This is a genomic window from Chloroflexota bacterium (genome assembly GCA_014360805.1).
Taxonomy (GTDB): domain Bacteria; phylum Chloroflexota; class Anaerolineae; order DTLA01; family DTLA01; genus DTLA01.
This window is the reverse complement of the sequence record JACIWU010000089.1, coordinates 1-12240: the sequence shown is the minus strand read 5'-3', so window position 1 is coordinate 12240 and position 12240 is coordinate 1. Positions and strand designations below refer to the sequence as shown.

Sequence of the window (12240 nt, the reverse complement as noted above, 5' to 3'; positions counted from 1 at the left end):
CACTTCCGGAAGTGCGTCGCACCTTGGCCTAAGCCCATGGCGCGAACAACAAACTCGGGAACCGAGAGGCCAGGGGCAGGTATGGGAACCTGCCCTACGCATCCACGAATAGCGCGAATGCACACGAAAGGAGAGCAAATGTAGGGCGGCTTTCCATAGCCGCCGGAGGTCGTGGGCAGGTATGGGAACCAGCCCCACTGTGGTGTATGCCATGGTACGGGGCGAAGCGCCGATGCAGACGGCACGGCCGCATTTCAGCGCGTGGGCCTGATTTGACAAATGCGAGACCCCTTGCTATAATGGGAAGTTGCGGCAAGTGGGCCAGGTACACCTGTGCGTTCTGTTTTGGAATCCAGGGACGGTTAGGTTTTGACTTTTGTTCCAGGGCGCGCGACGGTTTCTTATCCCCGGTTCGGTTCCCTGCAAAGACGCGGGCAAGGTCGCTCTCAGGCTGCTTTTGTGTTGCGCGGAGGGTGACGTGGCCGGTTGGAGTGGCAGGGGTAGGCGAGAGCCGGGGTTTTGCGCTGCGCTGGATTCGTCCGACGCCGACCCTTTGGTTTTCTGTTCCGCAAGGGTTCCCGAAATACAAGTCCCCGCTGGCCGCGAGTGTGGCGCGCGATTTGTGTCCCCCTGTTGAGGGCTGCGCCAAACCAAGTGCGTAACCTATCGTGTAAGGAGCGGATGTGCATGAGCCTGAATGCGGCGGTTAAGAACTATGCCAGGCTGCCCGACGTACTCCCGTTGCCTCGCCTGATTGAAGTTCAGTTGGAGGCGTTTGAGTGGTTCAAAACGGAGGGGCTGAAGGAACTATTCCAAGAGATTTCGCCGATCCAGAGTTTCAACAAGAACCTGGAACTTCACTTTGACTCGTTCCGATTTGATGAGCCGAAGTACTCCGAGAAAGAGTGCCGCGAGCGCGACATGACCCTAGCGGCGCCCCTCTGGGTCAAGGTGCGCCTCGTGAACAAGGATACGGGCGAGGTGCAAGAGCAGGAGGTCTTCTTTGGCGACTTCCCGCTCATGACCGAGAACGGCACGTTCATCATCAACGGCGCCGAGCGCGTGGTCGTCAGCCAGTTGATTCGGTCGCCCGGGGCGTACTTCACGCTGGAGAAAGAGCCTTCCACCGGCCGCGACCTGTGCTTCGCCAAATTGATTCCCAACCGTGGCGCGTGGCTGGAGTTTGAGACCAGCAAGAAGGACGTGATCTCCGTCAAGGTGGACCGGAAGCGCAAACTGCCGGTAACGGTGCTCCTGAGGGCGGTGGGGTTCGGCTCGGATGAGGAACTGCTGGCGCTGTTCAGCGCGGTGGATACCGTCCCGGCGCATTCCTACATCCAGGCGACCATTGACCGCGACACCACGAAGACGCAAGAGACGGCGCTGCTGGAGTTCTACAAGAAACTGCGGCCCGGCGACCCCCCGACGGAGGAGAATGCGCGCAACTTCCTGGATGCGCTGTTCTTCAACCCGCGACGCTATGACCTGGGCCGCGTGGGGCGCTACAAACTCAACAAGCGCCTCGGACTGGATACCCCCCTGTCGGTGCAGGTGCTTACCAAGGAAGACCTGGTCAAGGTCGTGGAGCGCATCATCCTCGTGAACAACGGCGCGGAGCCGCCCGATGATATTGACCATCTGGGCAACCGACGCATCAAAACGGTGGGCGAGTTGATCCAGAACCAGTTGCGCATCGGGCTTTTGCGCATGGAGCGCGTGGTGCGCGAGCGCATGAGCATCCGCGACCCGGAGCAGATGAGCCCGGTGAGCCTGGTGAACATCCGACCTGTGGTGGCGGCCATCCGCGAGTTCTTCGGCGGCAGCCAGTTGTCCCAGTTCATGGATCAGACGAACCCGCTAGCCGAACTGACGCACAAGCGTCGCCTTTCGGCGTTGGGCCCGGGCGGCCTGCGTCGCGAGCGCGCCGGTTTTGACGTGCGCGACGTGCACCACAGCCACTACGGCCGCATCTGCCCCATTGAGACCCCCGAAGGGCCGAACATCGGCCTTATCGGTTCCCTGGCCACCTATGCGCGCATCAATGAGTTCGGGTTCATTGAGACGCCCTACCGCAAGGTGATTCGGCAGGTGCCGCGCACGGTGGAGGGCCTCGTCAACCACACGCTCCGCGAGAAGATCGTGGACCCGGAGACGGGCGAGGTGGTGGCGCAGGCGGGCACGTTCGTAACCGCGGACCTGGCCGAACGGATCGCAGCCCTGCCCCTTGAGGGCAAGGACATGGTGGACGTGGTGCCGGCCGTTACCAACGAGATCGTGTACTTGAGTGCCGACGAGGAAGACCAGCACACCATCGCGCAGGCCAACGCGCAGTTGGACGAGTACGGCCAGTTCGTGGAGAACCGCGTGTCGGTACGTCGGCACCAGCAGTTCCTGATGGATTCGGTGCTGCGCGTGGAATATATGGACGTGTCGCCCAAGCAGATTGTGAGCGTGTCGGCGGCGCTGATCCCGTTCCTGGAGCACGACGACGCCAACCGCGCCCTGATGGGGTCCAACATGCAGCGGCAGGCGGTGCCCCTGATCGCGCCCGAAGCGCCCATTGTGGGCACGGGGATTGAGGCGCAGGCGGCGTGGGATTCGGGCCAGGTGGTGCTGGCGCAGCAGGCAGGCGAGGTCGTCTCGGTTACGGGGCGCCAGATCGTGGTGGCGGGCGATGACGGCCAGTTGACCGTGTACCCGCTGCGGCGGTTTGCCCGCTCCAACCAGAGCACCTGCATTGATCAGCGCCCGCGCGTGTCCAAGGGGGACCGCGTGGAGAAGGGCACGGTGCTTGCCGACAGTTCTTCTACGGATGGCGGCGAACTGGCGCTGGGGCAGAATGTGCTGGTGGCTTTCATGTCGTGGGAAGGCGGCAACTACGAGGACGCGGTGCTCATCTCGGAGAAACTGGTCTGGGACGACAAGTTCTCGTCGGTGCACATTGAGAAGCACGAGGTTGAGGCGCGGGATACCAAACTGGGTCCCGAAGAGATCACACGCGACATCCCGAACGTCGGCGAGGAGGCCCTGAAGGACCTGGATGAGGAAGGCATCATCCGCATCGGCGCGGAGGTTCGGCCGGGCGACATTTTGGTCGGCAAACTCACGCCTAAGGGCGAGGGGGACCTCACGCCGGAGGAGAAACTCCTTCGCGCCATCTTCGGCGAGAAGGCGCGGGAGGTGAAGGATTCGTCGCTGCGGCTGCCCCACGGCGAGCGCGGCAAGGTCGTGGAAGTCAAGGTGTTTGACCGCGAGGAGCATCGCGACCTGCCGGCGGGCGTGGATCGGCTGGTGCAGGTGAGCGTGGCTCAGTTGCGCAAGGTGATGGAAGGCGACAAGATGGCCGGACGCCACGGGAACAAGGGCGTCATCTCCAAGGTGGTGCCGGTGGAGGACATGCCCTTCCTGGCCGATGGCACGCCGGTTGAGATTATCCTGAACCCGCTGGGCGTGCCTGCGCGCATGAACATCGGGCAGATTCTGGAGACCCACCTGGGCTGGGCGGCGGACCGCCTGGGGTTCCGCGCGATTTCGCCCGTGTTTGACGGCGCGGACGAGGATGAGATTTCGGCGGAGTTGGCCCGCGCGTGGATGGCGGACCGCGCCTGGGAGGACATTACCGAACGGGCGTGGCGCTGGGTGGCCGAAGAGGGGTACTCGGAGGACGAACTGGAAGACGACGAGGATGTGCGGCGGCTGTTCCTGGCCCACTGGCTTGAGGGCAAGCCCTACGACCCTGAGGCGCTGGTGTACGATCGCAACTATGCGCGGAGGGCGGCGTTGCAGGAATGGCTGCGCGAGCAGGGCTACGACCCCGATCGCCTGCTGGCCTTTGAGGACAACCAGCGGTCCGTGGCCGAGCGCAAGGCCGCCGATGAAGAGGCGCGCACCGCGTGCCTGCGCATGTGGCTCCACGACCAGGGTGTAGATCCGGCCGCCATCAAGGACGAGGATTTGTTCGCCCACGCCCTGAAGGTGAGCCGAGAGCGCAATCTGCCGCTGCCCACCTCGGGCAAGATGATCGTGTACGACGGCAAGACCGGCATGCCCTTTGACCAGCCGGTAACGGTGGGCATCATCAACATGATGAAACTGCTCCACCTGGTGGAAGACAAGGTGCACGCGCGCTCCACAGGGCCTTACTCGCTGGTAACGCAGCAGCCCCTGGGCGGCAAGGCACAGTTTGGCGGCCAGCGGTTCGGCGAGATGGAGGTTTGGGCTTTGGAAGCCTACGGCGCGGCCCACACCCTGCAGGAGATGCTCACGATCAAGTCCGACGACGTGAGCGGTCGGGTGAAGACCTACGAGGCGATTGTCAAGGGCGAGCCGATCATGGAGCCGGGCGTTCCGGAGTCGTTCCGGGTGCTGGTGAAGGAACTCCAGAGCCTGGGGTTGTCGGTGCAGGTTCTGGACGAGAAGGGCGAGACCATTCAGTTTGGCCGGGAAGAGGAAGAGCGCGTGCCCCGATTGGGCGGCGGCCTGCCGCTCCCCGGCTGGGATAGGTAGGGAGGACAACGTTGGAAGTAAACGATTTCGCTGCTCTGCGAATTGGACTTGCTTCTCCGGAGGAGATTCTCAGTTGGTCTCACGGCGAGGTGCTGAAGCCTGAGACCATCAACTATCGCACGTTGCGGCCAGAGCGCGACGGCCTGTTCTGCGAGCGCATCTTTGGCCCGACGCGGGACTGGGAGTGCGCCTGCGGCAAGTACAAGCGGATTCGCTACAGGGGCATCGTGTGCGAGAAGTGCGGCGTGGAGGTGGCGCCGGCCAAGGTGCGGCGCGAGCGCATGGGCCACATCAGCCTTGCGTCGCCTGTGGCGCACATCTGGTATGTGAAGGGCGTGCCTAGCCGCTTGGGGTTGCTCCTGAACATGTCGCCGCGCAACCTGGAGCGTATCCTCTACTTCGCGCAGTACGTGATTACCAGCGTGGACGAGGAGGCGCGACAGCGCGCGCTCCAGCGCAGGGAGAAGGACCTGGCGGCCCGCATTGCCAAACTGGAGGCCGAGGCCCAGGAGGCCATAGACGCGATTGAGGCTCAGCGCGATGAGCGCCTGGAGATGCTGACGTCGCAGCAAGAGGCGTATGAGGCCGAAATAGAGGAGAGTTTCTCGCGCCAGTCCGAAGGGCTGCTTTCGGAGGCCAACCGCCTGCGCGAGTACCTGGAGGCGCATCTGGATCAGGTGGCCGAGGAGACGCTCACCCTGGTCGGCGAGCATGTGATTGCGGAGAAGGGCGAGGTCCTCGTGCGAGAGCACCTGAAGCGCCTGAACGACCTCTTGCAGCGCGAGGTCAGCAACCTGGAGACCCGCTTGCGGCGGGACCGCGAGGAGAAGACCGCCGCGCTGGCGCTGGAGAAGGATCAGGTGCGGCATGCTGCGGCGCAAGAGATAGAGAAGATTCAGGAGAAATTGAGCCGCGACATTGACGCGCAGCGCGAGCAGTACGACCGCGAAGTGCACGAACTGAAGAGCCTTCAGCCCCTGGAACTCATCAGTGAGACGGAATACTATGACCTCAAGAACAAGTGGGGCACCGTGTTCCGCGCCGGCATGGGGGCCGAGGCGATTCGGGAGATCGTCGCCGGCCTGAACCTGGACAAGATGGCCCAGGAACTGCGTGTGGAACTCAACACGTCCAAGTCCAAGCAGAAGCGCAGGAAGGCGGCGAAGCGGTTGCGGGTGGTGGAAGCCTTCCGCCGCTCCGGCAACAAGCCCGAATGGATGATCCTGACCGTGCTGCCGGTGATTCCGCCGGAGTTGCGCCCCATGGTGCAACTGGACGGCGGGCGGTTTGCCACGAGCGACCTGAACGACCTGTACCGCCGCGTCATCAACCGCAACAACCGCCTGAAGAGGTTGCTGGATTTGGGCGCGCCCGACGTGATCGTGCGGAACGAGAAGCGCATGCTCCAGGAGGCCGTGGACTCGCTGGTGGACAACGGCCGCCGAGGGCGTGCCATTTCCCGAACGGGCAAGCGCAAACTCAAATCCCTGTCGGACATGCTCAAGGGCAAGCAGGGACGGTTCCGCCGCAACCTGCTGGGGAAGCGCGTGGACTACTCGGGGCGGTCCGTGATCGTTGTGGGGCCTGATTTGCAGTTGCACCAGTGCGGCCTCCCGAAGCGGATGGCCCTGGAACTTTTCCGTCCCTTCGTGATGCGACGGCTGGTGGAGTACAACTTCGCGCACAACATCAAGAGCGCCAAGCGCCTGGTGGATCGGCTTAGCCCGGAGGTGTGGGACGTCCTAGAAGAGATCACCAAGGAGCGGCCGGTGCTGCTGAACCGCGCCCCCACGCTGCACAGGCTGGGCATCCAGGCATTTGAAGTGGTGCTCATTGAGGGGAGCGCCATCCAGATTCACCCGCTGGTCTGCCCGGCGTTCAACGCGGACTTTGACGGCGACCAGATGGCCGTGCACGTGCCGCTGTCCAAGTCGGCGGTACAAGAGGCGCGCACCCTGATGCTGTCGGCCAACAACCTGTTGCTGCCCGCCAACGGCGAGCCGGTTGTGGGGCCGTCCAAGGACATGGTGCTGGGCTGCTACTACCTGACCACCGAGCGGCTGGGCGCCAAGGGCGAAGGCAAGGTCTTCGCCGACTTTGACGAGGTGGAACTGGCGTATAACCTGGGCATTGTGGATTTGCAGGCGCGCATCAAGGTCATGGTGCAAGGCGACGGAGCAGCTCCGAAGATTCTGGAGACGACGGTCGGGCGCGTGCTGTTCAACCAGATTCTGCCCAAGGAACTCCGCTTCGTGAACCGCCTGATGGACAAGAGCGCCCTGAAGGAAGTGGTGGCGCTGTGCTACCAGAAACTGGGCCGAGAGCAGACGGCCAAGTTGGTGGACAGCATCAAGGAGATTGGGTTCCGCTACGCGACGCAGTCGGGCGCGACCATCGCCATCAGCGACATCACCATTCCGGAGGCCAAGGAGCGCATCGTGCGCGAGACGGGCGCGGAAGTGGAGGAGATTGAGCGCCAGTACCGACGGGGTCTCATCACCGACGGCGAGCAGTACAGCAAGATCGTGGACCTGTGGACGCGGGCGACCGACGAGATCACCGAAGAGGTGCGCAAGACGCTGGATCCGCTCAGCCCCATCGGGGCGATGGCCATGTCGGGGGCGACGAAGGGCGGTGCGCAGCCCATTCGCCAGTTGGCAGGGATGCGCGGGCTGATGGCCGACCCGGCGGGGCGCATCATCGCCCTGCCCATTCGGTCCAACTTCCGCGAAGGGCTGACGGCCCTGGAGTACTTCATCTCCACGCACGGCGCGCGCAAAGGATTGGCCGATACGGCCTTGCGCACGGCCGACGCGGGCTACCTGACGCGGCGACTGGTGGATGTGGCTCAGGACGTGATCATCACCGAGGAGGACTGCGGGACGCGCAGCGGCATCTGGGTGGATGTGGAATCCACCAAGCGGATTGACCCGCGGATGGAACTCAAGGACCGGGTGCTGGGGCGGGTGGCGGCAAGTCCCATCGCGCACCCGAAGACGGGCGAAGTTCTCGTGGAGGCCGGCGCTATGATAGACGAGGACGCCTTGAGCCGCCTGGTGAAGGCCGGCGTTACGCGGGTGTATGTGCGGTCGCCGCTGACGTGCCGCTCCGAGTTTGGCCTGTGTCGGAAGTGCTACGGGCGGGACCTGGCTCGGGGCGAACTGGTGGCGCTGGGCGAGGCCGTGGGCATCATCGCGGCGCAGAGCATCGGCGAACCCGGCACGCAGTTGACGCTCCGCACGTTCCACACCGGCGGTGTGGCGGGCGCCGAGGATATTACGCAGGGCCTGCCCCGCGTGGAGGAACTGTTTGAGGCGCGCGTGCCCAAGGGCGAGGCCGTGATTGCCGAGATTGACGGTGTGGTGGACGTTATCTGGCAGGGCGACCAGCGCAAGGTCAAGATCACGTCCAGCCGCGTCGTCAGCGAGGAATACGCCATCCCGTCGGGCTACTCGCGCAAGGTGGAGGACGGCGACCAGATTCAGGAAGGCGCTGTGCTGGCCGAAGGCCCCGATGGGGCCGTAACAGCCCGAATCCCCGGGCAGGTCTTCTTTGAGGAGGACAAGGCCATCGTTCGCCGCGAGGAAGTGGAGGAGCGCGAGTACGACATTCCGGCGGCGGCGCGCCTGCGCGTGGAGCGGGGCATGGAGGTGAAGGCAGGCGACCAATTGACAGAGGGCGCCAAGAACCCGCGCGAGGTGCTGCGGATTCAGGGAGCCGAGGCTGCCCAGATGTACCTATTGGAAGAGGTGCAGAAGGTTTACCGCAGCCAGGGCGTGAACATCCACGACAAGCACATAGAGATCATCATTCGGCAGATGCTGCGGAAGGTGCGGGTACGGAGTTCGGGTGATACGGACATGCTGCCGGGGATGATGGTGGACCGGTTTGAGTTTGAGCGGCGGAATGAGGAGGTGATCGCCCAGGGTGGCAAGCCTGCCACGGGCGCGCCGGCGCTGCTGGGGGTAACCAAGGCGGCCCTGAGCACCGAGAGTTTCCTGGCGGCGGCTTCGTTCCAAGAGACGACTCGCGTGCTCACCGAGGCGGCCATTGAGGGCGCGGTGGACGAACTGCGGGGTCTGAAGGAGAACGTCATCATCGGCAAGTTGATCCCCGTGGGGTCGGCTTTCCGGCCGCCGCGACGGCTGTTCCGCGAGCGGGTGCAACTGGAGATTCGGGAGCCTGGCGTGGCGGGCGAACTGGAATCGGGAGAGACGTCGCCGGAGTCGTTTGAAGACGACGATGCCGAATTTGACTAAAACAGAGCATTGTGGTATAGTGCTTTTTTGCGGGCCCACATAGCGTGATCCGCTCGCAGGAGCGAAAAAGAGATCGTCGCTGGGTCCGTGATGCAGCAGCCACGTCACCATAGAGTTGGGCCTGATTTATCAGGTCTGGTGCCCACGTAAAGGTGAGGCGGCTGTTGTTTTGCCCAAAAGCAGGTAAGAATCGGATTGGCTCAAGAGTTCCTAGGGAGGTTCAGACTTGCCGACCATCAATCAACTCGTGAGAAAAGGGCGGAAGGAGAAGGTCAAGAAGAGCAAGGCTCCTGCGCTGCGGTACACGTACAACGCGCTGAAGCGCAAGACGGCGGCCAGCAGCAAAGGCTCGCCCCAGAAGCGCGGCGTGTGCACCGTGGTGCGCACGATGACGCCGAAGAAGCCGAACTCAGCCTTGCGCAAGATCGCCAGGGTGCGCCTGACCAACGGGATTGAGGTAACCGCCTACATCCCGGGCGAAGGGCATACCCTGCAGGAGCACTCCATGGTGTTGGTGCGCGGCGGCCGCGTGAAGGACCTGCCCGGCGTGCGGTATCACATCGTGCGCGGGGCGCTGGACGCCACCGGCGTGGAAGGCCGCAAGAAGGGGCGCTCCAAGTACGGCGCGAAGCGGCCCAAGGCCAAGTCGGCGTAGGAGTTGCCGAGTCCTTCTGTTCGCTCCACGAGCGCCAGGATTCGGGAACGTGAAGTCTAGTTGGAGGGTTTGGAAGAATGCCTAGAAGGTATCGTCCGGCGCGACGGCCTGCGGAGCCCGATCCGCGGTACAACAGCGAAATGATTGGGCGTTTTGTCAACCATGTGATGCGGCGCGGGAAGAAGAGCACGGCCCTGCGCATCGTTTACGATAGTTTCAACCTCATTGAGGAGCGGATGCACACCAACCCTCTGGAGGTTTTTGAGAAGGCGCTGAACAACGCGATGCCGGTGCTGTACGTGAAACCGCGACGGGTTGGTGGGGCCACCTATCAGGTGCCGGTGGAGATTCCGGAGTACCTGCGGCCGTCGCTGGCGATGCGCTGGCTTCTGGAGTCCGCGCGGAAGCGGTCGGGCCACTCTATGGCCGAGAAGTTGGCCGCTGAAATCATGGACGCCTACAAGGGTGAGGGCGCAACCATCAAGAAGAAAGAAGACACCCATAAGATGGCCGAGTCCAACCGTGCCTTCGCGCACTACCGCTGGTAGGAGGGGAGACTCGGCCACCCATCGGGCGGGGCCCAGGTGGTGGTGATATGCCCAGGGACGTGCCTTTAGCGCAGATTCGGAATATCGGGATCATCGCCCACATTGACGCTGGGAAGACCACGACCACCGAGCGCATCCTGTTCTACACGGGGCGCACGCACCGAATGGGCAATGTGGACGAGGGCACGACCGTTACAGACTGGATGCAGCAGGAGCGGGAACGCGGTATCACCATCCAGTCGGCAGCCGTAACCTGTTACTGGCTGAATCATCAGATTAACATCATTGATACGCCTGGACACATTGATTTCACCGCGGAGGTGCAACGGAGCCTTCGCGTGCTGGATGGCGGCGTCGTCGTGTTTGACGCCGTGAGCGGGGTGGAACCGCAGTCCGAAACCGTCTGGCGACAGGCGGACCGGTACCATGTGCCCCGTATCTGTTTTGTTAACAAGATGGACCGAGTCGGTGCCGATTTCTGGCACACGATTGAGATGATCCGAGATCGTCTGTCCGCGAACCCGGTGGCGGTGCAGATTCCCATTGGAGCGTCGGAGACCTTCGCCGGCGTGGTGGACCTGGTGGAGAACCAGGCCATCATCTACGAGGATGACCTGGGGACGGTGGCCGCCCGACGCCAGATTCCCGATGACCTGGTGGAACAGGCCGCGCACTATCGGGAAGTTCTTCTGGAGCAGGCGGCGGAACACGACGATCATCTCATGGTCAAATACCTGGAAGGAGAGGCGATCAGCCCTGAAGAAATCCGCGCGGCGCTTCGCCAGGCGACCGTGAAGGGCGCGCTGGTGCCCGTGCTGTGCGGGGCGGCGCTGCGGAACAAGGGCGTGCAGCCGCTCTTGGACGCCATCGTGTGGTATCTGCCATCGCCGGCGGACATCCCGCCTGTTGCGGGCGTGGATCCCCGCTCGGGCGAGACGGTTTGGCGTGAGGCGGACGAACAGGAGCCGCTGGCGGCCCTGGCATTCAAGATCGCGACCGATCCCTATGTGGGGCGGCTGGCATACGTGCGAATCTACTCGGGCAGGATGACGGTGGGCGCCCAGGTGCGCAACGCAAGCCGCAATGTCAAGGAGCGGGTCGGGCGCGTCCTGCGGATGTACGCCAACCGCCGCGAGGACATGCAGGAAGCCTACGCGGGCGACATCATCGGGGTTCTCGGCCTGAAGGAGACGTACACCGGCGACACGCTGTGCGCCTTCCATGCGCCGCTGCTCCTGGAGAAGATCAAGTTCCCCGAGCCGGTGATCTCGGTTGCGATTGAGCCGAAGACCAAGGCCGACGAGGAGAAACTGGGGGCTGCGCTGCAGGCCCTGGCCGATGAGGACCCCACCTTCAGCGTCAAGGTGGATGAGAACACGGGCCAGACGCTGATTTCGGGGATGGGCGAACTGCACCTGGAGGTGCTGGTGGACCGTCTGGTGCGCGAGTTCCATGTGGGGGCAAAGGTGGGCCGCCCACAGGTCGCCTACCGCGAGACGATCACCGTGCCGGTGCGGTCGGAAGGCAAGTTCGTTCGCCAGATGGGGACCAAGAGCCAGTACGGGCACGTGTGGCTGGAGATTGAGCCGGCCGGCCGGGGACAGGGCGTGATCTTTGACAGCAAGATCAAGTTTGGCGCCATCCCGAAGGAGTTCATTCCGGCGGTGGAGCGCGGCGTGATGGACGCGGCGAGCAGCGGCGTGCTGGCGGGGTATCCGCTGGTGGACGTCAAGTTCACCCTGGTGGACGGCTCGTATGATCCGGACGTATCCACCGAGTTGGCCTTCCAGGTTGCGGCATCCATGGCCGTGCGCGATGGGGTGGAGAAGGCTGGCCCCATCCTGCTGGAGCCGGTGATGAAGGTGGAGGTCGTAACGCCCGAGGAGTTCATGGGCGATGTGATCGGCAACCTGAATCAGCGGAAGGCGCAGATTGAAGGGATAGAGCGCCGTGGCGATTTGCAGGCGATTCGGGCCTTCGTGCCGCTCTCGGAGATGTTCGGGTATGCGACCGAATTGCGCTCCATGACGCAGGGGCGCGGCGTCTTTACAATGGAATTTGACCACTATGCAGAAGTATCCAAAGAGACAGCCGACAGGATACTGGTGAGATAATCACAAGTCGTAAAGTGAAGAAAGGAGTCCAAAATGGCCAAGAAGGTATTTGAGCGGAAGAAGCCCCACGTGAACGTGGGGACCATCGGGCACATTGACCACGGGAAGACGACCCTGACTGCGGCGATCACGAAGGTGCTGTCGCTGAAGGGTTGGGC

At 63.3% G+C, this 12240-nt stretch carries 6 protein-coding genes; all 6 read left to right on the top strand.

Going from position 1 to position 12240, the window contains the following annotated elements:
* Positions 1-687: 687 nt before the first annotated feature.
* A complete protein-coding gene (locus tag H5T65_12285; protein MBC7260014.1) occupies positions 688-4506 on the top strand; it encodes a DNA-directed RNA polymerase subunit beta in 3819 nt (1272 codons plus the stop codon).
* Between the two features lie 11 nt (positions 4507-4517).
* Positions 4518-8765, top strand: coding sequence for a DNA-directed RNA polymerase subunit beta' (gene rpoC / locus H5T65_12280; GenBank protein ID MBC7260013.1), 4248 nt, complete (start codon positions 4518-4520; stop codon positions 8763-8765).
* 226 nt (positions 8766-8991) lie between these two features.
* Positions 8992-9420, top strand: coding sequence for a 30S ribosomal protein S12 (rpsL, locus tag H5T65_12275; GenBank protein ID MBC7260012.1), 429 nt, complete (start codon positions 8992-8994; stop codon positions 9418-9420).
* Between the two features lie 77 nt (positions 9421-9497).
* On the top strand, positions 9498-9968 hold the full coding sequence (gene rpsG, locus H5T65_12270) for a 30S ribosomal protein S7 (GenBank protein ID MBC7260011.1): 471 nt from the start codon (positions 9498-9500) through the stop codon (positions 9966-9968).
* A 47-nt stretch (positions 9969-10015) separates the two neighbouring features.
* Positions 10016-12082: an elongation factor G gene (fusA, locus tag H5T65_12265; protein ID MBC7260010.1), complete on the top strand. Its 2067-nt coding sequence runs from the start codon at positions 10016-10018 to the stop codon at positions 12080-12082.
* Positions 12083-12115: 33 nt separating this feature from the next.
* Positions 12116-12240: elongation factor Tu (tuf, locus tag H5T65_12260; GenBank protein MBC7260009.1), on the top strand; the 125-nt coding region annotated here is incomplete at its 3' end.

Bases quoted from the DNA above. Each gene is read 5' to 3' on its own strand.
- H5T65_12285 (MBC7260014.1), top strand. From the start codon at position 688: ATGAGCCTGAATGCGGCGGTTAAGAACTATGCCAGGCTGCCCGACGTA.
- rpsG (MBC7260011.1), top strand. From the start codon at position 9,498: ATGCCTAGAAGGTATCGTCCGGCGCGACGGCCTGCGGAGCCCGATCCG.
- fusA (MBC7260010.1), top strand. From the start codon at position 10,016: ATGCCCAGGGACGTGCCTTTAGCGCAGATTCGGAATATCGGGATCATC.